16 protein-coding genes and 1 pseudogene are annotated in these 22,892 nt (G+C 71.1%); 15 read left to right on the top strand and 2 right to left on the bottom strand.

Going from position 1 to position 22,892, the window contains the following annotated elements; all coding sequences use genetic code 11:
• The first annotated feature begins 239 nt into the window (after positions 1-239).
• The 5 genes from ACGF07_RS30815 to ACGF07_RS30835 all read left to right on the top strand — a co-directional run bounded on the left by ACGF07_RS30815 (position 240) and on the right by ACGF07_RS30835 (position 4,358).
• Complete coding sequence (locus tag ACGF07_RS30815) at positions 240-1,916, top strand: type VII secretion protein EccB (RefSeq protein WP_350747802.1); 1,677 nt, start codon at positions 240-242, stop codon at positions 1,914-1,916.
• Positions 1,917-2,097: 181 nt separating this feature from the next.
• Positions 2,098-2,400, top strand: a complete 303-nt coding sequence (locus tag ACGF07_RS30820; protein WP_350747805.1) for a WXG100 family type VII secretion target — start codon at positions 2,098-2,100, stop codon at positions 2,398-2,400.
• Between the two features lie 102 nt (positions 2,401-2,502).
• Complete coding sequence (locus ACGF07_RS30825; protein ID WP_350747808.1) at positions 2,503-2,793, top strand: WXG100 family type VII secretion target; 291 nt, start codon at positions 2,503-2,505, stop codon at positions 2,791-2,793.
• A 99-nt stretch (positions 2,794-2,892) separates the two neighbouring features.
• Positions 2,893-4,167: a type VII secretion-associated serine protease mycosin gene (gene mycP / locus ACGF07_RS30830; RefSeq protein WP_392904074.1), complete on the top strand. Its 1,275-nt coding sequence runs from the start codon at positions 2,893-2,895 to the stop codon at positions 4,165-4,167.
• Between the two features lie 38 nt (positions 4,168-4,205).
• The gene (locus tag ACGF07_RS30835; RefSeq protein WP_392904075.1) at positions 4,206-4,358 is read left to right on the top strand and encodes a hypothetical protein; all 153 of its coding nucleotides are present in this window, start codon (positions 4,206-4,208) and stop codon (positions 4,356-4,358) included.
• 107 nt (positions 4,359-4,465) lie between these two features.
• On the opposite strand, the gene ACGF07_RS30840 is transcribed toward ACGF07_RS30835, so the two are convergent.
• Both ACGF07_RS30840 and eccCa read right to left on the bottom strand, forming a co-directional pair.
• Positions 4,466-5,872: an APC family permease gene (locus tag ACGF07_RS30840; RefSeq protein WP_350744596.1), complete on the bottom strand. Its 1,407-nt coding sequence runs from the start codon at positions 5,870-5,872 to the stop codon at positions 4,466-4,468.
• A gap of 471 nt (positions 5,873-6,343) precedes the next feature.
• Positions 6,344-10,285 carry a type VII secretion protein EccCa gene (gene eccCa, locus ACGF07_RS30845; RefSeq protein ID WP_392904077.1) on the bottom strand — a complete coding sequence of 1,314 codons (3,942 nt, stop codon included), beginning with the start codon at positions 10,283-10,285 and terminating at the stop codon, positions 6,344-6,346.
• Positions 10,286-10,633: 348 nt separating this feature from the next.
• On the opposite strand from eccCa, the gene eccD reads away from it, so the two are divergent.
• The 10 genes and pseudogenes from eccD to ACGF07_RS30895 all read left to right on the top strand — a co-directional run bounded on the left by eccD (position 10,634) and on the right by ACGF07_RS30895 (position 22,557).
• Positions 10,634-12,097: a type VII secretion integral membrane protein EccD gene (eccD, locus tag ACGF07_RS30850; protein WP_350744600.1), complete on the top strand. Its 1,464-nt coding sequence runs from the start codon at positions 10,634-10,636 to the stop codon at positions 12,095-12,097.
• Positions 12,098-12,300: 203 nt separating this feature from the next.
• Positions 12,301-12,591: a 30S ribosomal protein S15 gene (gene rpsO / locus ACGF07_RS30855; RefSeq protein WP_030062424.1), complete on the top strand. Its 291-nt coding sequence runs from the start codon at positions 12,301-12,303 to the stop codon at positions 12,589-12,591.
• A gap of 455 nt (positions 12,592-13,046) precedes the next feature.
• Positions 13,047-15,254, top strand: coding sequence for a polyribonucleotide nucleotidyltransferase (locus ACGF07_RS30860; RefSeq protein ID WP_350744602.1), 2,208 nt, complete (start codon positions 13,047-13,049; stop codon positions 15,252-15,254).
• Positions 15,255-15,357: 103 nt separating this feature from the next.
• Positions 15,358-16,725, top strand: coding sequence for a pitrilysin family protein (locus tag ACGF07_RS30865; protein ID WP_350744614.1), 1,368 nt, complete (start codon positions 15,358-15,360; stop codon positions 16,723-16,725).
• 12 nt (positions 16,726-16,737) lie between these two features.
• Positions 16,738-17,484, top strand: coding sequence for a 4-hydroxy-tetrahydrodipicolinate reductase (gene dapB / locus ACGF07_RS30870; RefSeq protein WP_392904080.1), 747 nt, complete (start codon positions 16,738-16,740; stop codon positions 17,482-17,484).
• A 7-nt stretch (positions 17,485-17,491) separates the two neighbouring features.
• Complete coding sequence (locus ACGF07_RS30875; RefSeq protein ID WP_350744606.1) at positions 17,492-17,950, top strand: tetratricopeptide repeat protein; 459 nt, start codon at positions 17,492-17,494, stop codon at positions 17,948-17,950.
• Between the two features lie 41 nt (positions 17,951-17,991).
• Positions 17,992-18,210 (top strand): annotated as a pseudogene (locus ACGF07_RS30880) (FAD-dependent thymidylate synthase); the annotation flags it as partial.
• Between the two features lie 126 nt (positions 18,211-18,336).
• Positions 18,337-19,587 (top strand): FAD-dependent thymidylate synthase, encoded by a 1,251-nt coding sequence (gene thyX / locus ACGF07_RS30885; protein ID WP_392904086.1) that lies wholly within the window; start codon positions 18,337-18,339, stop codon positions 19,585-19,587.
• Positions 19,588-19,800: 213 nt separating this feature from the next.
• Positions 19,801-20,700 carry a 4-hydroxy-tetrahydrodipicolinate synthase gene (gene dapA, locus ACGF07_RS30890; RefSeq protein WP_350744610.1) on the top strand — a complete coding sequence of 300 codons (900 nt, stop codon included), beginning with the start codon at positions 19,801-19,803 and terminating at the stop codon, positions 20,698-20,700.
• 171 nt (positions 20,701-20,871) lie between these two features.
• Positions 20,872-22,557 carry a ribonuclease J gene (locus ACGF07_RS30895; RefSeq protein ID WP_350744612.1) on the top strand — a complete coding sequence of 562 codons (1,686 nt, stop codon included), beginning with the start codon at positions 20,872-20,874 and terminating at the stop codon, positions 22,555-22,557.
• Positions 22,558-22,892 lie beyond the last annotated feature (335 nt).

Raw genomic sequence — 22,892 nt, forward strand, 5'->3', positions numbered from 1 at the left:
CCTGCGGTGCCGCGGCGTCCTGGAGCGGTCTGGCTTGGCATCCCCCGGTGGCCCTCTCTGATCCGTTGTCGCGGCCCGGCTGGCTGGTTCGCGGACCGTACCCGTACCGTACTCACCGTCTGCTGCCGCATCGTAGAGGGTTCGGGCCGGATCCCGCCCGGCGGGTGCGGACCGCGGGGCAGGTCGTGCCGACAGGGCCGACCGCGTACGGCTTACGTCTGACAAGGGGGACGACGAGGATGGCATCGCGCCGGGACGAGCTGAACGCGTACACCTTCGCCCGCAAACGCACGGTGGGGGCGTTCCTGCTGCCCTCCGGCGGCGGAAGCGACGAGGACGCGCCGCGACCGGTGAAGGCGGTGCTGCCGAGCGTCCTGGTCGGGGCGTTGGTGGTGGGCGGTTTCGGGCTCTGGGGGGTGTTCAAGCCGGCCGCGCCCCTGCAGTGGGACAACGGCAAGAACATCATCCAGGGCAAGCAGTCCACCACCCGGTACGTGGTGCTGACCGACCCGGACGGCAGGACCAAGCGGCTGCACCAGGTGCTGAACATGTCCTCGGCGCGGCTGGTGCTGCCCGCGGAGGCCAAGGTCGTGGTGGTGGACGACGGCGTGCTCGACCGCTACCCGAACCACGGCCCGACGATCGGCATCCCGTACGCGCCGGACAAGTTGCCGAGCAAGGACAACGCGAGCCAGCCCATGAAGTGGGCGGTCTGCGACCGACCCGGCTCGGACGACAAGCAGGAGACCGTCAACCAGGCGGTGTTCGTGGCGGCGGGTGCGGACGCGGCGGCGCTGTCGGCCAAGGACCGGGTGCTCGGCCCGGACCAGCTGATGCTGGTGCAGCAGGCGGACGACCAGCAGGTCTCCGCCGCTCCGGCGCCGGGGCAGCCGGCCGCGGGCGGCGCGAAGGCGTTCCTGGTCGACGCCCAGGGCCGCAAGCACGAGATCGGGTCGCCGCAGTCCGACGACAGGGAGCGCAAGGCGCTGATCACCGCGGTGTTCGGCCCCAACGCGGTGCCGCAGCGGGTCAAGCGGGAGTGGCTGGACACCCTGGTGCCCGGCACCCCGATCACCTTCCCGGACGTCAAGGGGGCGGCCGACACCCAGGGCCCCAACTCCTCGGTGGAGCTGGGAAACCAGGCGGACCGCCGGATCGGCCGGCTGGTGCACTACCAGGACCGCCACTACGTGGTCGGCAAGGACCGGCTCTTCCTGATCACCCCCTTCCAGGAGGAGCTGATCCGGCAGAACCCGGCCTACCAGGTGCTCTACAAGAACGACCAGGACAAGAAGCCGCGCAGCGACGAGCTGACCCCGGCCGAGCAGTCCAGGTACAACACCGACACCCGGCTGCCGGGCACCGCGGACGACTGGCCGCTGAGGACCGGTGCGCCCGTGAACAACTGGCAGGACCGCCAGGACGCCCGGCTGGTGGTCTGCAGCACCTTCGACGGCCTGGCCGAGGACGGGCGCACCCCCAAGCGCAGCGTCTGGGCCGGCACGGCCTACCCGGCGCCGTACAACAACGGCGCGGGCGCCGCGTACGTGACGCCCGGTCACGGCCTGTTCTACCGGGCGCTGGACAACGCCGCCGGCGGCTCCGGCACCGACTTCCTGATCACCGAGACCGGCCTGCGCTACGCCGTCCCGTCGAACGGCGACGGCGGCCGGGCCGCGACCGCCCCGCCCGGCGGCGGCCAGGGCGGCGCCCCGAAGACGCCGACCCCGCAGCCGGGAGCCACCGGTCCGGACCAGCAGCCGACCCAGAACCCGGACGACCAACCGGGCGGCAACCAGGCGCGGTTGGGCTACCCGAACGTCCAGCCGCTGCCGGTGCCGCAGCAGTGGTCGAACCTGGTCCCGGCCGGCCCGCCGCTCACGGCGAAGAGCGCCGCGCAGCCGCAGAACGCCTGATCGGCCGGATCCGGCAAAGGACTTGGCGTCAGTGTCATGGTCTGGTAACTACTCGGTGCTCGAGGTTGGGTGAGTTGCGTGTGCCGACTACAGTGCTGCTGGACATCACACGGGTGATGCGGCGGAGGGCTCCTGTGGCGCTCCGTACACGCAATGTTTGTCTCATGGGGGACGGTGGAGCATGGCTGACGGTCAGTTCACGATGACTGCTCAGGAGATGCAGGCTTTCGCCAAGCGCATCGAGGACGCGATCGGCAAGATCGAGGCCGAGCGGGTGAAGCTCGAGAGCACGGTCACCAACATCACCAGCGGTTGGAAGGGCCAGGCGGCGAGCGCCTACACGACGCTGCAGACGCAGGTCAACAAGGACATCGCCGACCTCAAGGAGTCGCTGGGCAAGATCCAGCACGCCATCGAGCTGACCACGAAGCACTACGCGAGCACCGAAGAGGAGCAGAAGGCGCTGTTCGGCAACCAGGGCTGACCGCCCGGTTCGCACTGATCACCGCCCAGTTCCGACCTTCCGCCCGCCGGGGCGCCCGCGGTCGAGCGCGGGGTGCCCGGCCCACTCGTCAAGGGAGACACCGTGTCCGACCACATCCTCGTGAACTTCCAGACCGTCCACCACGCCGCCGAGGAGGTCAAGGCCTCGGCCGGCCGCATCGACACGATGCTGAGCGACCTGAAGAAGGACGTCGCCCGCATCGCCCAGAGCTGGCAGGGCAAGGCCCAGGAGGGCTACCACGCCCAGCAGGTCAAGTGGGACAGCGCCGCCTCCAACCTGAAGGAGACCTGCTCGAAGATCGCGAGCTCGCTGGAGAGCGCCGCGCAGAGCTACAAGCAGACCGAGGACGCCAACGCCAAGCTCTGGCACTGACCGAGCGGTCCCGGACGGGACGACAGGGGCGGGTACCCGGGTTCCGGGCACCCGCCCTTCGGCGCGTGGCAGGGGTGGAGAGACATGAGGGGTGGCAGGGTGTCCCGACGCGGGTTCCGTAGGACGGCCGCGGTGCTGGCCGCGCTCGCGGTGCTGGGCGGCCCGCTCACCGCCCCGGCGTACGCGGACGGCGGGCCCGGGCTCGCCGCCGCCGGTGACTGCCCCAAGCCCGCGCCCGACGTGCAGACCGTGCCGTGGTCGCTCCAGCGACTCCTGCTGGACGCGCTCTGGCAGGGCGGGCGGACCACCGGGGCGGGCGTGAAGGTGGCGGTCATCGACACCGGGGTCGACGTCCGCAACCCGCAGCTCGCCGGGCAGGTCCCCTCCGGCGACCCCGAGCACCCCCAGCCGGTGGACAAGGTCCAGGCGGGCCCCAGCCTGCTGGTCAACAAGGAGACCAACCAGCCCGTCGAGGGCACCTCCAAGGACGACCCGGTGGGCCACGGCACCAAGGTGGCCGGCATCATCGCCGCGGCCCGGAGCGACCGGACCGGCTTCGTCGGGCTGGCCCCCGACGCCCAGATCCTCTCGATCCGGCAGAACGACAGCGAGGGCAACGGCGACGTCACCACCCTCGTCAAGGCCATCGACGACGCGGTCGACGGCAACGCCAGGGTCATCAACATCTCGCAGGACGTCCGCGGCGCGGGCGACTCCCACTTCGGCGGCTACGCGGACCTGAAGGCCGCCGTCCAGCGCGCCGAGCAGAAGAACGTCGTGGTGGTGGCCTCCACCGGCAACGACGGCAAGGAGGGCGACACCTTCCCGGGCGCCTTCCCGACCGTGCTGGCCGTCGGCGCCTCCGACCGCAACAACGAGCGCGCGCCGTTCTCCCAGTACGGCTCCTTCGTGAAGGTCGCCGCGCCCGGTGTCGACATGCTCTCCACGGTGCCCGGGGGCGGCCAGTGCGTGGACAACGGCACCAGCTTCGCCGCCCCGTACGTCTCCGGGCTGGCCGCGCTGCTGATCGGCGCGCACCCGAAGTGGACGGCGGCCCAGGTGCGGGCCTGGATCGAGCAGACCGCCCAGCGCACCGAGCGCGACCCGAACCGGTTCGTCGGCTGGGGCGTGGTGGACCCGGTCAAGGCCGTCACCACGGCTCCCGAGTCCGCGCCCTCCGCCGCCGTCCCCGACGCCCCGGTGCAGCTGGCCGCCGCCCCGATCGTGCCGGCGCCGGTCGGCCTCGGCGAGACCCAGGCGGACCGCGACGGGCGCACCGCGACGTACGTGCTCGGCATCGGTGCGCTGCTGGTGGCACTGCTGATCGGCGGCGGCGTGGTGCTGCGCGACCGGCGCCGCCAGTCCGCCGACTGATCCGGAGGATCCCGCGGAGCGCCCGGACGGGTTCGAGCGTGACTTCTCTGCGGCTCACTCGTACGGGTGGTGGTTTTCGTCCGGAGCAGGGCGGCACCCAGAAGACGCCGGCGACCCGCAAGGCCCCGGTGCTGAGCAACGACCAGATGCGGGCGATCGCGGCCGCCCCGGTGTGGACGCTCAGGAAGTAGCGGTCCTGGACGTGGCAGTGCCCCGGGCGAGGGGGAGCCCGGGGCACTGCCGTGTGGGGGAGGGGTGGGGGCCAGGGGCCCGGAGGGCCGGGGGAGGAGGCCGGGGGTCAGCCCTCCTGCTGGTCCTCGGGGAGGCTGATCACCCAGCGGGTGGCCTGCCGGGGGCGCAGGTAGAGCAGCCAGTAGAGGGTCGCGGCGGCCGTGATGCCACCGGTCCACAGCAGGGGCTCGGCGTCCAGCTGGGTCATGATGTAGACCAGCACGACGATCAGCACCACCGGGACGACCGGCCACAGCGGCATCCGCCAGGCGGCGGCGTGCTTGTGGTGGCCGCGGCGGGAGAGCAGCGAGGCGACCGCGACCAGCAGGTACATCGCGGTGACGGCGACGCCGGTGATGTTGCTCAGCAGCTCGCCCTTGACGAAGCAGAGCGCGGCGCCGGGCAGGCCGACCGCGAGGGTGGCGATCCACGGGGAGCCGAAGCGGCCGAGGGTGCTGAAGGCCTTGTTGACCGGCTCGGGCCAGGCCTTGTCACGGGCGGAGGCGAACAGCACCCGGGAGTTCTGGATGACCATCACGATGCCGGCGTTGATGATGGCCAGCGCGATGCACAGGCTGATGAAGGTGCCGACCGCGGAGTTGCTCCAGGCGGTGACCATGCCGGAGATGTCGCCGGAGGCCAGGGTCTGCAGGTCGGGGGCGCCCATGGTGATGGCGGCGACCGGGATCAGGATGATCGCGCTGGAGAGGCCGAGCGTCCACAGCACGGTGCGGGAGACGGTGCGGCGGGGGTTCTCCAGCTCCTCGGAGAGGTAGACGGCGGTGGAGAAGCCCTGGGTGGCGAACAGGGCGATGCCGAGCGCGCCGATGATGGCGCCGATGCCGACCGGGCTGACCGCGCCGCCGTCCCCGGCGACCACGCCGTGCAGCAGGCTGGGGTGGGCGGAGTTGGTGTGGGAGAAGCCGAGCACCGACACGACACCGGCGGCGATGACCTCCAGGACCAGGAAGATGCCGGTGATCCAGGCGTTGGCGCGCAGGTCGAGCAGACCGGCCAGGGTGGCGGCGAGCATCACCGCGGCGCCGGCGATCGGCTTGTCGACGTGGAGGACGGGCGCCAGGTAGTCGGCGGTGCCGAGGGCGATGACCGAGGGGACGATCATCACCACGATCAACGACTGGATGAAGACCAGCCAGCCCGCCAGGCGGCCGGCCAGGGTGCCGACCATCGCGTACTCGCCGCCGGCGCTGGGGATCAGGGTGCCGAGCTCGGAGTAGCAGAACGCGACCGCGATGCAGAGCACCGAGCCGATGGCGATGGCCAGGGCGGTGGCGCTGCCGATGCTGGAGAACAGCTCCGGCACGATCACGAAGAGGGTCGAGGCCGGCGTGACGCAGGACAGCGTGAGCAGGGTTCCGCCCACCACGCCGATCGAGCGCTTGAGCTGCTGGGGCGCGGCTGCCGCGGCCGCCGTGGCGGCTACGGGCTGTGGCGGGCGAAGCGTGTCAGTCATGTGGCTTCCGATCGGCTCTGAACGGTCCTGGGGGTGGGGAGCGGTATCGCCTCCGCTGGCTGGTTGCTCGGGTCTTCTCCGGTCGCTCCCGGGCCGCAATGGAACCTTGGGCGTATTGATCGCGTCAACGCCGGAACTGCTTCGGAATCCGTTGCCATGAACGGTATAAACATGCGATCCGATGATCACGTAGGGTCATCGTGCGGTTTGTCCGACTTGTTACCTCGTCCCCATCGAGGATGAATCGAAGGTGAACAGCATGTTGCACGCCTTCATTCGAAGGCTTTGATCGGGTCGAACAGGGTGAGCCCCAGGCGCCTCTTCGCGAAGAGGCAACTCCCCCGCGAGGTACGGGAACCGCAGCCCCGGCCCGGAAAGATCTAGGTAACGTTTCAGCAGCTGGGACGGCGGAAGGGGTCGGACTCCCGCGAGCCCGACCCCTTCCATCACCCTCCGTAGCGGACGGCGTGATCACACCACCGGCAGCCAGCCCGTCTGGACCATCTGCCCGCTGGTCACCCGGCGGGACACGAAGACGCCCCGGCCCGGCGGCAGCGCCTGCGGCCTGACCGTCCCCAGCAGCGCCCCCTCGTCCCGGTTGCCGGAGAGGATCACGCCCTGGCCGCCCAGCTCCCGCATCCGCTGCAGCACCGGCTCGTACAGCGAACGCCCGGCACCGCCCGCGCTGCGCGCCACGATCACCCGCAGGCCGATGTCCCGAGCGAACGGCAGGAACTCGGCCAGCGGCGCCAGCGGGTTGCCCGAACTGGTCGCGACCAGCTCGTAGTCGTCGACGATCACGAACATGTCCTTGCCGCTGTACCAGCTGCGGTTGCGAAGCTGCTCGGCGGTGACGTCCGGCCCGGGCAGGCGGCGGGCGCACGCCCCGCGCAGCATGTCGACCACGGCCGACATGGCCGGCTGCGCCGCCGCGTACTCCACCAGGTACTCCGGCGGGACGGCGCCCAGCAGCGCGCGCCGGTAGTCGCCGACCACGATGCCCGCCTGGTCCGGCGTGTAGCGCTCGGTGATCTGCTTGACCAGCATGCGCAGCAGCGCCGACTTCCCCGACTCGGTGTCCCCGAACACGATGAACAGCGGATCGGTCTCGAAGTTGACGAACACCGGTGCCAGCTCGGCCTCGTCCACGCCGAAGGACACCCCGCGCTCCGGGTGCTCGAAGCCCTTCGGCAGCGAGTTCCCGTCCAGCACGGCCGGCAGCATGCGCACCTGCGGGGCGCGCGGCCCGGACCACGCGCCGTCGATCGCCCCGACCAGCCCGGACACCCCGTCCTGGAGGTCCTCCACCGAGGAGGACCCGTCCAGGCGCGGCAGGCCGGACAGGAAGTGCAGCCGCTCCGCGGTGACACCCCGGCCGGCCAGCGGCGGGACGTTCTGCGCCACCCGGCGGTCCACCTCGGACTCCATCGCGTCACCGAGCTTCAGCTCGATGCGGTTCTGCAGCAGGTCCTTCAGCGCCGGGCGCACCTCCGCGTAGCGGGCCGCGGTCACCACCAGGTGGACGCCGTACCCGAGACCGCGCTGGGCGATGTCCCCGATCACCGGCTCCAGCGCCTCGAACTCCTGCTTGAAGGTGTTCCAGCCGTCGATCACCAGGAAGACGTCGCCGAAGGCCTCGTCCGGCAGCTGCCCGGCCGCCCGGCGGGCCCGGTACGTCCCGATGGTGTCGATCCCGGTCGTGCGGAACAGCTCCTCGCGCCGGTTCATCACCCCGTGCACCTCGGAGACCATCCGGCGCACCTTGTCCACGTCCAGGCGCCCGGCCACCCCGCCGACGTGCGGCAGGCCGGTCAGCGACTGGAAACTGCCCGCGCCGAAGTCCAGCAGGTAGAACTGCACCTCGCGCGGGGTGTGGGTGACACCGAAGGACGCCACCGCGGTGCGCACCACGGTCGACTTGCCGGACCGCGGACCGCCCACGATCAGCCCGTGGCCGGCCGCCCCCGCGTAGTCGACCTCCAGGATGTCCGTCTTCTGCTCGCGCGGCTTGTCCACGATGCCGATCGGCGTCCGCAGCCGGCCCACCGGGTAGCCCGGCGCGGTCAGCCCGCGCTCCGGGACGACCTGCAGTGGCGGCAGCAGGTGGTCGATGCTCGGCGCCTCGTCCAGCGGCGGCAGCCACACCTGGTGCGCGGCCGGGCCCTGTCCGGCCATCCGCTGGACGAAGACGTCCAGCACGGTGTCCACCAGCGCGTCGTCCTGCTCCGGCGCCTGGGGCAGCTCCTCCTCCACCGGTTCCGGCAGCTCAACGTAGGCCGCGGTGAACTCCACCGGCCGGGCGTTCACCCGCCGCCCGCCGGTCGACCGCTGCTGCCCCGGCGCCCGGTAGGGCCCCGAGACGTACGCGGCCTTGAACCGGTCCATCACGTCCTCGCCGAACTTCAGGTAGCCGACACCCGGCACCGGCGGCAGGTGGTACGCGTCCGGCACCCCGATCGCCGCCCGGGACTCGGCCGCCGAGAAGGTGCGCAGACCGATCCGATAGGAGAGGTAGGTGTCCAGCCCGCGCAGCTTGCCCTCCTCCAGGCGCTGCGAGGCCAGCAGCAGGTGCACGCCCAGCGAACGGCCGATGCGGCCGATCTGGATGAACATCTCGATGAAGTCCGGCTTGGCGGTGAGCAGTTCGGAGAACTCGTCGATGATCAGCACCAGCGAGGGCAGCGGGTCCAGCGCCGCACCGGCCGCCCGGGCCCGCTCGTACTCGTGGATGTTGGCGTAGTTGCCGGAACGGTGCAGCAGCTCCTGGCGGCGCTGCAGCTCGCCCTCGATCGCGTCGCGCATGCGGTCGACCAGGGTGAGCTCGCCCTCCAGGTTGGTGATCACCGCGGAGGTGTGCGGCATGTCCGCCATGCCGGAGAAGGTCGCACCGCCCTTGAAGTCGGCGAGCACGAAGTTCAGCGTCTCCGAGGAGTGCGTCATCGCCAGCGCCAGCACCAGGGTGCGCAGCAGCTCCGACTTGCCGGACCCGGTCGCGCCGACGCACAGGCCGTGCGGGCCCATGCCCTCCAGCGCGGCCTCCTTGATGTCCAGGTACACGTGCTCGCCGCTGGCGCCGACACCGATCGGCACCCGCAGCCGCTCGTGCTGGGGGCGCGGCCGCCAGCTGCGGTTCACGTCGAAGGAGCCCGGGTCCCCCGAGTTCATCATGTCGGTGAAGTCCAGGTTGGACAGCAGCGGCTCGTCATCGCCGCCGGCCGAGATCCGGTACGGCGCCAGCTGCCGCGCCAACGCCTCGGACTGCCACACCGAGAGCAGGTCGGGCTTGCCCGTGTAGGTCGCACCGGAAGCCGAACGCAGCACCAGCTCCTCGGAGTTGACCGTCACCATCAGGTGCCCGCTCGGCTCGTCCACCTCACCCGGGACCACCTCGATGACCGTCACCCCCTGGACGCCCTCCGGACCCGCCAGCAACGAGTCGTGCGGCACCCCGGCGCCGTCCATGACCACCACCAGGTGCGGCTGGTCCGCCGCCGGCGCGGCGTCCCGGACGAAGCGCTGGCGGCCGGCCAGCTCGTCCTGCAGCAGGTACTCCAAGTCACCCAGATCGGTGGCGAACAGGCGGCGCGAGCCCGCGCCGTCCGCCTCCTTGCGGTGCTGGTTGTGCGGCAGCCACTTGGTCCAGCCCCACTCCTCGGCCGCACCGGGCGCCGCCGCGACCGCCACCAGCAGGTCGTCCGGCGAGTGCAGGGTGGTCAACTGGGCGATCATCGCGCGCACGTTGCCGTACACCGAGTCCGGATCCCCGCACACCGTGATGTGGTAGAAGGCCCGCAGCGACACCGCCAGCGGCAGGTCCTGCAAGGTGCCGTGCGCCTTCAGGAAGGAGTGCATCGCCGCCGCCGACAACGGCTCCAACTCGTCCATCGGCGCCGTCTGCGGCGCCACCAGCGGAGTGGACAGCTGCACCGGCCCCAGCCCCACCCGGATCTGCGCGAAGTCCCCGTCCGCCGTCCGCCGCTCCCACAGCCGCCGGCCGTCCTCCACGATCGACCACAGCTGGTCCGGCGCCGGGTTCAGGAACAGCAGCGCGCCGCGCTGGCGCTCCGCCGTGCGGCGCACCTGGCGGCGCGTCTGCTGCAGGTACTTGAGGTAGTCGCGCCGCTCGTCCGCCATCGCGGTCGAGCCGCCCTTGCGGGCCCGCACGATCTGGGCCAGCACCATGCCGACCGTCGAGGCGACCATCAGACCGCCCATGATCTTCATCGGGGCGGCCGCTCCCGGCGAGAAGAAGAACACCGCCGAACCGCCCATGCCGAGCATCGGCAGGATGCTCATCATCCAGTCCTCGCCGCCCTGCCGGGGCAGTTCGGGCGGCGTCACCAACTCCACCGGCTCGTCCGGCACGGTCGGCGGGTAGACCCTCGGCGGTCGCTTGACCGTGATCACACCCATGCGTCATCCACCCCGCGGCGTCGATCGATCACTTCGGCATCCTGCCCTCACGCGACTGCGTACGGACCGTACGGGGTGGTCGCGGCTGAGGACGCCCCACACAGCGCAGCCCCCGTACCACCCTGCGCAGGCGCCGATCCTACATAGCGGCACCGTCCCGCCCCGGGCGCCCCCGCGCCCCCCGCCCCCGGCCACCAGCACCGGACGGGAACCGAGCGGGTAGGGTAACGCCGCGCCAACTCGCGGCCCGGCCGGGCCGGTTCCACAGCCACACACACCGCGCGCGTCCGTGCCGCGGCACCGTCAACAAGGGGGAGCGCCAGTGCGTCGAAGGACCGAGGTGGAGGCATGAGTTCCACCGCAGCCGCCACCGGGTACTGCCGGGTGACCGTCGTCGCCCCGGACCGCAAGATCGACGTCGCCCTGCCCGAGGACGTCCCGCTCGCCGACGTCTACCCCGAGGTGCTGCGACTGGCCAAGCAGAGCCAGCCCGACGGCACCCCCACCGGCTTCCACCTCGTCCGCCGCGACGGCACCGTGCTCGACAGCAGCCTCCCGCTGGCCGCCCAGCAGGTCCGCGACGGCGACCTGCTCGCGCTGCGCCCCTTCGCCGAGTCCCTCCCCCCGGCCGTCTACGACGACGTCGCCGACGCCATCGCCAGCGCCGTCGAGGCCGACCGCCGCTTCTGGACCGTCGACCTCATGCGCGGCTTCGGCCTGATCGGCGCCGGCGTGCTGCTCACCATGCTCGGCTTCGCGCTCTGGTTCTCCGACCTGCGCCACGACATGCACGGCCTGCCCGGCATCCTGGCCGGCGTCACCGCCGTCGTGCTCACCGCCCTCGCCGGCGTGCGCGCCCGGGTCTACCAGGACGCCCACTCCGCCCTCGCCCTCGGCCTCGGCGGCCTGCCGCACGCCATGATCGGCGGCAGCGGCATCCTCGCCGTCACCCACCCGGGGGACGGCCCCGGCCGGCTCCAGTTCCTCACCGGCTGCGTCGCCGTCCTGGTGGTCTCCGTCCTGCTGGCCGGGCTGCTGCCCGAGAAGGACGCCGCCTTCGTCGCCGCCGCCTTCGTCGCCGTGGCCGGCTCGCTCGCCACCTTCACCGCCGTCCTGATGCCCACCACCCCGGCCGGGAACATCGCCGCCGTCACCGGAGTCGCCGCCGTCGCCGCGATCGGCTTCCTGCCCAGCCTCTCCGCCCGCTTCGCCCGGCTGCCGGTCGGCTTCAGCGCCCCCGGCCAGACCCGCACCCGCAGCCGCGACTACGACGAGGAGGCCGAGCGCGCCGAAGCCGTCCAGTACGAGCGGATCGCCCACCAGGCCCGCCGCGGCCACGAGGTCCTGGTCGGCCTGGTCGGCGGCTGCGCCGCGGTCGTGGCCGGCGCCTGCGCCGTCCTCGCCTTCACCGACCGGACCTTCGCCGAACTGCTCGCTCTCGCCCTCGGCATCGCCACCATGCTGCGCGCCCGGCTGTTCCGCTACACCGCGCAGGTCCTCACCCTCACCGTCGCCGGCCTCCTCGGCCTGTGCCTGCTGATCGTCGGACTGTCGCTGCACACCCCGCAGTTCTTCCTGCGCGCGGCCGGCTCCGCCACCCAGCTCGACCTGCGCACCGTCTGGCTGGGCGCCTCCATCGCGTTCGGCGCCGCACTGCTCACCGCGATCGCCCTGGTGGTGCCCAGGCTCGGCGTCTCCCCGTTCTGGGGACGCATCCTGGACATGGTCGACAGCCTCACCCTGATGTCCCTGGTCCCGCTGGCGCTCGCCGTGCTCAACGTCTACCGGCTGGTCCGCGGCGCCACTGGCTGACCGGGCCCCCTCCGCCGGCCGCCGGAGCCCACCGGGCCCGCCGGCCGGCCCGGTGAGCAGCACTGGTACGCTTGGCCTTCGAGCGCAGCCGTGTGTCCGCCCCCCGGTGGGCCGCAGACCGCACGCCGCGCTCGTCACGACCGAGTTCTCGAAGATCCTGTGTTGTCGACCAGGAACGCTCGGTAGACCTTGAAGGAGTTGCAGTGGCTCTCGCCTCTGACGTCAAGAAGCAGATCATGGCTGAGTTCGGCACCAAGGAGGGCGACACCGGCTCCCCCGAGGTCCAGGTGGCCATGCTGTCCCGCCGCATCTCGGACCTGACCGAGCACCTCAAGACCCACAAGCACGACCACCACTCGCGTCGTGGCCTGCTGATCCTGGTCGGCCAGCGCCGCCGCCTGCTGCAGTACCTGGCCAAGAAGGACATCGAGCGCTTCCGTACGCTCGTCGACCGCCTGGGCATCCGCCGCGGTGCCGCCGGCGGCGCCCGCTGAGAACGCCGCTCGGGGCGGCTCCCCACACCGGGGAGCCGCCCCTCGCGCGTATGCCGCGGCGGTTGAGCCGCGGCGCCCGGACATAACAACTCGCGCGCACCTCCCCAGGTGGCCGAGGATTGCACCGTAGGGTTGTGGGCATGCCGGGTGATGGCGCACCAGCGCGCCACCCGGGCAGCCAGCCCGAACCCCCCGCGGGACGAAGGCTTCAAAAGGGAAGCCGCCCGCATCCGAGAGAGCGTCCAGACGCAGGACCGCCCGTCCGGCCCGGCAGCCGTGAGGCGCCGGTCCTCGGTAGTGGCCCCCGGAACCCCCGCAGCGAGCGGGGCACCCCGGAGGCTTCGATCGAAGACCGGCCCGACTGCCGCCCTCCCTGATCAGGAGGGCCCTGGGCCACCACGAGGCAGTGCGCGGGGACGCTCTCCCGGAGACGTACGAAAGAGGAGATCTTCCAGGTGGAAGAGAACGTGTTCTACGCCGAGGCCGTGATCGACAACGGTTCCTTCGGCACCCGTACCATCCGCTTCGAGACCGGCCGCCTGGCCCGTCAGGCCGCCGGCTCCGCCGTGGCCTACCTGGACGACGACACCATGGTGCTGTCGGCCACCAGCGCGTCCAAGCAGCCGAAGGAGCACTTCGACTTCTTCCCGCTGACCGTGGACGTCGAGGAGCGGATGTACGCCGCGGGCCGCATCCCCGGCTCGTTCTTCCGTCGTGAGGGCCGGCCCTCCGAGGACGCGATCCTCACCTGCCGCCTGATCGACCGCCCGCTGCGCCCGTCCTTCGTCAAGGGCCTGCGCAACGAGGTCCAGGTCGTCTGCACCGTCATGGCGCTCAACCCCGACCACCTCTACGACGTGGTCGCCATCAACGCCGCCTCCGCCTCCACCCAGCTGGCGGGCCTGCCGTTCTCCGGCCCCATCGGCGGCGTGCGCGTCGCGCTGATCAAGGGCCAGTGGGTCGCCTTCCCGACCCACAGCGAGCTGGAGTCGGCCGTCTTCGACATGGTCGTCGCCGGTCGCGTCCTGCCGGACGGCGACGTCGCGATCATGATGGTCGAGGCCGAGGCCACCGACAAGACCATCAAGCTGGTCGAGGCCGGCGCCGAGGCGCCGACCGAGGAGGTCGTGGCCGCCGGCCTCGAGGCCGCCAAGCCGTTCATCAAGGTGCTGTGCGCCGCGCAGTCGCAGCTGGCCGCCCAGGCCGCCAAGCCGACCGCCGAGTTCCCGATCTTCCTGGACTACCAGGACGACGTCCTCGCCGCGCTGACCGCCGCCGTCAAGGACGAGCTCGCCCAGGCCCTCACCATCCCGGGCAAGCAGGAGCGCAACAACGAGCTGGACCGCGTCAAGGCGGTGGCGGCCGAGAAGCTGCTCCCCGAGTTCGAGGGCCGCGAGAAGGAGATCAGCGCCGCCTACAACGCGCTGACCAAGAAGATCGTCCGCGAGCGCGTCATCAAGGACAAGATCCGCATCGACGGCCGCGGCGTCACCGACATCCGCACCCTGGCCGCCGAGGTCGAGGCCATCCCGCGCGTCCACGGCTCGGCCCTGTTCGAGCGCGGCGAGACCCAGATCCTGGGTGTCACCACCCTCAACATGCTGCGCATGGAGCAGCAGCTGGACACGCTCTCCCCGGAGACGCGCCGCCGCTACATGCACAACTACAACTTCCCGCCGTACTCGGTCGGCGAGACCGGCCGCGTGGGCTCGCCCAAGCGCCGCGAGATCGGCCACGGCGCCCTGGCCGAGCGGGCCATCCTGCCGGTGCTCCCCTCCCGCGAGGAGTTCCCGTACGCCATCCGCCAGGTCTCCGAGGCGCTCGGCTCCAACGGCTCCACCTCGATGGGCTCGGTCTGCGCCTCGACCATGTCGCTGCTGAACGCCGGTGTGCCGCTGAAGGCCGCCGTCGCCGGCATCGCCATGGGCCTGATCTCCCAGGAGATCGACGGTGAGACCCACTACGTCGCGCTGACCGACATCCTGGGCGCCGAGGACGCGTACGGCGACATGGACTTCAAGGTCGCCGGTACCCGCAACTTCATCACCGCGCTGCAGCTGGACACCAAGCTCAACGGCATCCCCGCCTCGGTGCTCGCCGCCGCGCTGAAGCAGGCCCGCGACGCCCGCCTGCACATCCTCGACGTGATGAACGAGGCCATCGACTCCCCGGACGAGATGTCCCCGAACGCGCCGCGCATCATCACCATCAAGATCCCGGTGGACAAGATCGGCGAGGTCATCGGCCCCAAGGGCAAGATGATCAACCAGATCCAGGAGGACACCGGCGCCGAGATCACGATCGAGGACGACGGCACCATCTACATCGGTGCCGCCGACGGCCCGGCCGCCGAGGCCGCCCGCACCACGATCAACCAGATCGCCAACCCGACCATGCCGGAGGTCGGCGAGCGCTACCTGGGCACCGTGGTCAAGACCACGACCTTCGGCGCGTTCGTCTCGCTCATGCCGGGCAAGGACGGCCTGCTGCACATCTCGCAGATCCGCAAGCTGGCCGGCGGCAAGCGCGTGGAGAACGTCGAGGACGTCCTCGGCGTCGGCGCCAAGGTGCAGGTCGAGATCGCCGAGATCGACCCGCGCGGCAAGCTCTCGCTGATCCCGGTCATCGAGGGCGAGGAAGCCGGCGAGGCCGCTTCCGAGTGAAGCGCCGCTAGCTGACCCCTTGCGGCCCGTACGCCTCCCGGCGTGCGGGCCGCACCCTGTTGCCCACGCGTTCGCCCGTACGTGCCCCGCACGTGCGTTTTCTCTGGAGGTACCCACCGTGGCCCAGGCCCCGGCGGTAAAGCAGCGTCCCGGCACCACCCGGACCCTGCTCAAGGGCGTCGACGGCGCCGGCACCGTACGCCGCACCGTGCTGCCCGGCGGCCTGCGGGTCGTCACCGAGACCCTGCCGACGGTGCGCTCCGCGACCTTCGGCATCTGGGTCGGCGTCGGCTCGCGGGACGAGACCCCGCAGCTCAACGGCGCCACCCACTACCTGGAGCACCTGCTCTTCAAGGGCACCGAGCGGCGCAGCGCGCTGGACATCTCGGCCGCCCTGGACGCGGTCGGCGGCGAGATGAACGCCTTCACCGCGAAGGAGAACACCTGCTACTACGCCCGGGTCCTGGACACCGACCTGCCGCTGGCCATCGACGTGGTCTGCGACATGCTCACCGGCTCGCTGATCCGCACCGAGGACGTCGAGGCCGAACGCGGCGTCATCCTCGAGGAGATGGCGATGGCCGAGGACGACCCGGGTGACGTGGTCCACGACCTGTTCGCCAAGGTGATCTACGGCAGCGGCCCGCTCGGCCGCCCGATCCTCGGCACCCAGGAGACCATCAAGGCGCTCACCCGGGACCAGGTCGCCGGCTTCTACCACCGCCGCTACCGCCCGGAGCAGATGGTCGTCGCCGCGGCCGGCAACCTCGACCACCGCAAGGTGGTCAAGCAGGTCGAGCAGGCCTTCGCCCCGGTGCTGGCCCGCTCCACCGCCGCGCCCGCCGAGGCCCGCCGCGGCGTCAAGGCCGTCCGCACGGCCGGCAGGGTCGAGGTCCTCAACCGCTCCACCGAGCAGGCCCACCTGGTGCTGGGCGTGCCCGGGGTGCCCCGGCACGACGAGCGCCGCTGGGCGATGGGCGTGCTCAACGCGGCCCTCGGCGGCGGGATGAGCTCCCGGCTGTTCCAGGAGGTCCGGGAGAAGCGCGGCCTGGCCTACTCGGTCTACTCCTACTCCTCCTCCTACGCGGACAGCGGCCTGTTCGGCATCTACGCCGGCTGCCAGCCCAAGCGCGTCGAGGAGGTGCTGCGGATCTGCCGCGCCGAGCTGGCCAAGGTGGTCGCCGAGGGCATCACCGAGGAGGAGCTGCACCGGGCCATCGGCCAGATCTCCGGCTCCACCGTGCTCGGCATGGAGGACACCGGGTCGCTGATGAACCGGATCGGCAAGGCCGAGCTCAGCTACGGCCACCACCTGTCGGTGGACGACATGCTGGAGCGGATCGCGGCCGTGACCCTCGACGACGTCCATGCGGTGGCCCGTGATGTGCTGGGCGCGCACCGGCCGTCGCTGGCGCTGATCGGCCCGGTCAGCGACAAGCGGGCCGCCAAGCTCGCCGATCTTCTGGTCTGAGAGGAATTCGCTATGACGCTGCGTGTCGCCGTGATCGGCGCCAAGGGACGGATCGGCTCCGAGGCGGTCAAGGCCGTCGAGGCCGCCCCGGACCTGGAACTGGTCGCCACCCTCGGCCGCGGGTCGAAGCTCGAGGAACTGACCGAGGCCGGCGCCCAGGTCGCCGTCGAGCTGACCCACCCCGACTCGGTGATGGGCAACCTCGACCACTGCCTGCACCACGGCATCCACGTGGTCACCGGCACCACCGGCTGGACGGACGAACGGCTCGCCACCGTCCGCGGCTGGCTCGACGACGCCCCGGAGCTCGGCCTGCTGATCGCACCGAACTTCTCCATCGGCGCGATCCTCGGGATGAAGTTCTCGCAGATCGCCGCCCGGTACTTCGAGTCCGTCGAGGTGGTCGAACTCCACCACGACCGCAAGGCCGACGCCCCCAGCGGCACCGCCACCCGCACCGCCCAGCTGATCGCCGCCGCCCGCGCCGAGGCCGGCCGCCCCCGGCAGCAGGACCCGACCACCCACAGCCTGCCCGGCGCGCGCGGCGCCGACGTGGACGGGGTGCCGGTGCACGCCGTACGGCTGCGCGGCCTGCTCGCCCACCAGCAGGTGATGTTCGGCGACACCGGCGAGACGCTCACCATCCGGCACGACTCGCTGCACCACAGCAGCTTCATGCCGGGCATCCTGCTCGGCGTGCGCAAGGTCGTCGAGACGCCGGGACTGACCTTCGGCCTCGAACACTTCCTGGACCTGTGAGCCCGCCATGACCTCCCGTACCGGTTTCTTCGTCCTGTCCGGCGTGCTGCTGGTGGTCGCCCTGCTCTGCGTGGGGGAGGGCGTCCAGCTGGTCGCCACCGGCAAGCCGCTCGGCATCGGCATCGGCCTCTGCGCCTTCGTCATCCCGCTGATCGGCGTCTGGTTCCTGCGCCAGACCGTCCGCTTCGGCCGGGCCAGCGAGCAGCTCGCCCGAGAGCTGGAGGCCGAGGGCGGTCTGCCGGTGGACGAACTGAAGCGCACCACCGGCGGGCGGATCGACCGGGCGTCGGCCGACGCGGTCTTCGCCCGCCGCCGGGCCGAGGCGGAGGCCGAACCGGGCGACTGGCGGGTCTGGTTCCGGCTCGCCGTGGCCTACGCCGACGCCGGCGACACCCCGCGCGCCCGCAAGACCATGCAGCACGCCATCAAGCTGCACAGCACCGAACCCGCAAGGAGTAACGCGTGAGCGACGAACCGACGGCCCCCAGCTTCCGCAGTGACGTGACGGTGGAGCTGGTCCGCAGCGCCGCCGCCGACTCGGACGTCATCTGGGCGGCCCGGGTCTCGACCGCGGGGGAGCAGTCCCTGGACGCGCTCCAGCAGGACCCGGAGAAGTCGAAGGGCCTGATCAACTTCCTGATGCGGGACCGGCACGGCACCCCCTTCGAGCACAACTCGATGACCTTCTTCATCAGCGCCCCGATCTTCGTGTTCCGCGAGTTCCACCGCCACCGCAGCGGCTGGTGCCTGGCCGGTGACACCGAGATCACCCTCCAGGGCAAGGACGGCTCGCTCAAGCGGCGGACGATCGCGGAGCTCTACCGGCTCTGGCACGTCGGCGTCGAGGACCGCATGCCGGCGGCGAAGGGCGGCGTGACCTGGCACAAGAAGGCCGAGAAGTGGCGGGCCCAGGTCAGGCACAAGGGCGAGGTCCACCACCTGGGCCTGCACGAGACCCGCGAAGCCGCGGAGGCGGCCGTCGCGGAATTCCGCGCTCTGCACCCCGGCAAGCGGACCCGGAAGCTCGACTCCGTCCGGCGCAACCACGTGCGCTGCTTCGACGAGCGCACGCTGCTCGCTGAGCGCGCGCCGATCGTTGACGTCATGGAATCCGGCGTCAAGAAGCTCATCCGGCTCAGCACCGCGAGCGGCAAGCAGCTCCGGTGCAGCAGGGACCACGCGATCCTCACGCCGGACGGCTGGCGCAAGGCCGGCGAACTGGCCGTCGGTGACGCCGTGATGGTCGGCGGCACGGCGGCGCGTCCCTCGGAGGCACTGGTCCCGCCGAGCCTGCGCCGAGGCATCGGCGTCTGGACGGCGATGCAGCGCAACCGCCTGATCGACGAACTGGACGTCTGCTACCTCTGCTCCCGGACGTTCCCCCGCGAGGCACTGCAGCTCGACCACGTCGTCCCGGTCGCGCTCGACCTCGGCAAGGCGCTGGACGAGAAGAACCTGCAGCCGGCCTGCGAGGACTGCCACGCGGCCAAGAGCGCCGACGAACAGGCGCTGGCGAAGCGCGGCGGCAAGGTCGCCCTGGCCAAGGCCGACCTGGTCACGGCGATCGCCGATGACGGCGAGGAGATGACCTACGATCTCGCCGTCGAAGGCCCGTGGCACAACTTCCTGGCCAACGGCATCGTCGTCCACAACTCCTACAACGAGGAGTCCGGGCGCTACCGCGAGCTGCAGCCGGTGTTCTACCTGCCGGCCGAGGAGCGCAAGCTCGTCCAGCAGGGCCGTCCGGGCCGCTACGAGTTCGTCGAGGGCACGCCAGAGCAGTACGGGACCGCCACCGGGGCGATGGAGGCCGCGTACCGCGAGGCGTACGCGCGCTACCAGGAGATGCTGGCGGCGGGCGTGGCCCGGGAGGTGGCCCGCGCGGTGCTGCCGGTCGGCCTGTTCTCCTCGATGTACGCGACCTGCAACGCCCGGTCGCTGATGCACTTCCTGTCGCTGCGCACCAAGCGGGAGAACTCGGCAGTGCCGTCGTTCCCGCAGCGCGAGATCGAGATGGTCGCCGAGCAGATGGAGCAGCACTGGGCCGGCCTCATGCCGCTCACCCATGCGGCCTTCGAGAAGCACGGCCGAGTCGCGCCCTGACCTGGGACGACAGGCATATGGGCAGAGTGTCTGGCATGTCTGGATTGCGGCTTTTGTAGCCGCTCCCTACATTCGTGACACGGATTCCGGTGCTGGCCGAACCCCCGAGCGGGCAGCACCGGAATCCCATCCCTCTGCGCTGACCTGCTACACCTGTCCGAACCCTGGACCGGCATGGGTACCGCCCCACCGCCTACGAGTAGCTTTGGACGCATGGCTCCGACCTCCACCCCCCAGACGCCGTTCGGCCGGGTGCTGACCGCGATGGTCACCCCGTTCACCGCCGACGGTGGACTCGACCTCGACGGCGCCCAGCGCCTCGCCACGCACCTCGTCGACTCCGGGAACGACGGCCTCGTCGTCAACGGCACCACCGGTGAGTCCCCCACCACCAGTGACGCCGAGAAGGCCCAGCTCGTCCGCGCCGTGGTGGAGGCGGTCGGCGACCGGGCCCACGTGGTGGCCGGCGTCGGCACCAACGACACCCGTCACAGCGTCGAGCTCGCCCGGCAGGCGGAGGCCGCCGGAGCGCACGGACTGCTGGTGGTCACCCCGTACTACAACAAGCCCCCGCAGGAGGGCCTGTACCGGCACTTCACCCAGGTCGCCGACGCCACCGGCCTGCCGGTCATGGCGTACGACATCCCGGGGCGCAGCGGGGTCGCGCTGAGCCACGAGACGCTGGTCCGGCTCGGCGAGCACCCGCGGATCGTGGCCAACAAGGACGCCAAGGGCGACCTCGGCGCCGCGGCCTGGGCGATCGCCCGCTCGGACCTCGCCTGGTACTCCGGCGACGACATCCTGAACCTGCCGCTGCTGTCGGTCGGAGCCGTCGGCGTGGTCAGTGTCGTCGGACACGTGGTGGCCGGCGAGCTGAAGGCGATGATCGAGGCCTACCTGGCGGGCGATGTGGCCAAGGCCACCGCCGTCCACCAGGGTCTGCTGCCGGTGTTCACCGGTATGTTCCGCACCCAGGGCGCCATCCTCACCAAGGCCGCGCTGGAGCTCCAGGGCCGGCCCGCCGGCCCGCTGCGGCTGCCGCTGGTCGGGGCGACGGCCGAGGAGATCGACCGATTGAAGCAGGATCTCGCCGCCGGCGGGGTACACCTGTAACAGACACAGACGTGCGCGCCCCGGCTCGCCGGACCCTCACGGGCCCGCCGCTGGACCGGACAGCAGGCGCGAGAGCACAGACCCAGTAGGAAAAACGACACTGAGTACGCACGCCATATGTCTCCAGGGGGAGGACCCCGGACATATGGCGTGCGTCGTGAGGAGAGTCTTTTGAGCCACCCGCACCCCGAGCTCGGCGCACCCCCGGCCCTGAAGGAGGGCGCCCTCCGTATCACTCCGCTCGGCGGCCTCGGCGAGATCGGCCGCAACATGACGGTCTTCGAGTACGGCGGCCGCATCCTGATCGTCGACTGCGGAGTCCTCTTCCCCGAGGACGAGCAGCCCGGCGTGGACCTGATCCTCCCGGACTTCAGCTACATCCGGGACCGCCTCGACAAGGTCGACGGCATCATCCTCACCCACGGGCACGAGGACCACATCGGCGCCGTCCCGTTCCTCCTGCGGGAGAACCCGGACATCCCGCTGATCGGCTCGAAGCTGACCCTGGCCCTGATCGAGGCCAAGCTCGCCGAGCACCGCATCCGGCCGTACGTGCTGGAGGTCAAGGAGGGCGAGCGCGAGCGCATCGGCCCCTTCGACTGCGAGTTCATCGCGGTCAACCACTCCATCCCGGACGCCCTCGCCGTGGCCGTCCGCACCCCCGCCGGCATGGTCGTGGCCACCGGTGACTTCAAGATGGACCAGCTGCCGCTGGACGGGCGCCTCACCGACCTGCCGACCTTCGCCAAGCTGGCCGAGGAGGGCATGGACCTGCTGCTGGTGGACTCCACCAACGCCGAGGTCCCCGGCTTCATCCCGCACGAGCGGGACATCTCGGCGGCGCTGCGAAACGTTTTCGCCAACGCCGACCGGCGCATCATCGTCGCCTCCTTCGCCAGCCACGTGCACCGCATCCAGCAGGTGCTGGACGCCGCCCACGAGTACGGCAGGAAGGTTGCCTTCGTCGGCCGCTCGATGGTCCGCAACATGGGCATCGCCCGCGACCTCGGCTACCTGAAGGTGCCGGGCAACATGGTCGTGGACGTCAAGCAGCTGGACGACCTCCCGGACAAGGAGGTCGTGCTGATCTGCACCGGCTCCCAGGGCGAGCCGATGGCGGCGCTGTCCCGGATGGCCAACCGCGACCACCAGATCCGCATCGTCGAGGGCGACACCGTCGTCCTGGCCTCCTCGCTGATCCCGGGCAACGAGAACGCGGTCTACCGCGTGATCAACGGCCTGACCCGCTGGGGCGCCAAGGTCGTGCACAAGGGCAACGCCAAGGTGCACGTCTCCGGCCACGCCTCGGCCGGCGAGCTGCTGTACTTCTTCAACATCTGCAAGCCGCGCAACCTGATGCCGGTCCACGGCGAATGGCGTCACCTGCGCGCCGCTGCGGAGCTGGGCATCGCCACGGGCGTCCCGCGCAACCGCGTGGTCATCGCCGAGGACGGCGTCTGCGTCGACCTGGAGCAGGGCGTCGCCCGCATCGTCGGCAAGGTGCAGGCCGGCTACGTCTACGTGGACGGTTCCTCGGTCGGCGACATCACCGAGGCCTCGCTCAAGGACCGCAGGATTCTCGGCGAGGAGGGCTTCATCTCGGTCTTCGTCGCGGTCGACTCCACCAACGGCAAGATCGTCGGCGGCCCGACCATCCAGGCCCGCGGCTCCGGCATCGACGACGGCGCCTTCGTGCCGGTGGCGTCCAAGCTGCAGGAGGCACTGGACCGCTCGGCGAGCGACGGTGTCCTGGAGCCCCGGCAGGTGCAGCAGCTGGTGCGCCGCACCGTCGGCAAGTGGGTCGCGGACAACTACCGCCGCCGGCCGATGATCCTGCCGGTGGTGGTCGAGGTCTGACCTGCGGCTCAGCCTCCGTCCGGCCCCTGCTGAGGCCCGGCCCGTCGGCTGGGTGATGGCTGGTTGACCGCTGGTTGACGGCTGGTTTGACGTGGGGCGGCCCGGTGCGTAATGTTCTCCGGGTTGCCCCACGGGACGAGCCCCAAGGAAGTTCTCGAATTCGAATTCGAGAAGGACCGGGAAAACGGACCGAGAAACTCTGGTAGAGTTCGGGAGCGCCGAAAGGCGAAAGCCCAATCGGATGAATGAAACTCCGGAAAACGGAGCGGAAAACATCTGATAAGCTGGAAACACGAAAGAACGAAGCGCCCGGAGGGCCCGCTGGAAGGCGGCCT

Origin of the sequence: Kitasatospora sp. NPDC048194, assembly GCF_043202455.1 — a bacterium.
Taxonomy (GTDB): domain Bacteria; phylum Actinomycetota; class Actinomycetes; order Streptomycetales; family Streptomycetaceae; genus Kitasatospora.

What these genes read in the sequence shown, in the direction of transcription:
- ACGF07_RS30815 (WP_350747802.1), top strand. Translation starts at nt 240, where the DNA reads ATGGCATCGCGCCGGGACGAGCTGAACGCGTACACCTTCGCCCGCAAA.
- ACGF07_RS30820 (WP_350747805.1), top strand. Translation starts at nt 2,098, where the DNA reads ATGGCTGACGGTCAGTTCACGATGACTGCTCAGGAGATGCAGGCTTTC.
- ACGF07_RS30840 (WP_350744596.1), bottom strand. Translation starts at nt 5,872, where the DNA reads ATGACTGACACGCTTCGCCCGCCACAGCCCGTAGCCGCCACGGCGGCC.
- eccCa (WP_392904077.1), bottom strand. Translation starts at nt 10,285, where the DNA reads ATGGGTGTGATCACGGTCAAGCGACCGCCGAGGGTCTACCCGCCGACC.
- eccD (WP_350744600.1), top strand. Translation starts at nt 10,634, where the DNA reads ATGAGTTCCACCGCAGCCGCCACCGGGTACTGCCGGGTGACCGTCGTC.
- dapB (WP_392904080.1), top strand. Translation starts at nt 16,738, where the DNA reads ATGACGCTGCGTGTCGCCGTGATCGGCGCCAAGGGACGGATCGGCTCC.
- ACGF07_RS30875 (WP_350744606.1), top strand. Translation starts at nt 17,492, where the DNA reads ATGACCTCCCGTACCGGTTTCTTCGTCCTGTCCGGCGTGCTGCTGGTG.
- thyX (WP_392904086.1), top strand. Translation starts at nt 18,337, where the DNA reads ATGCCGGCGGCGAAGGGCGGCGTGACCTGGCACAAGAAGGCCGAGAAG.
- dapA (WP_350744610.1), top strand. Translation starts at nt 19,801, where the DNA reads ATGGCTCCGACCTCCACCCCCCAGACGCCGTTCGGCCGGGTGCTGACC.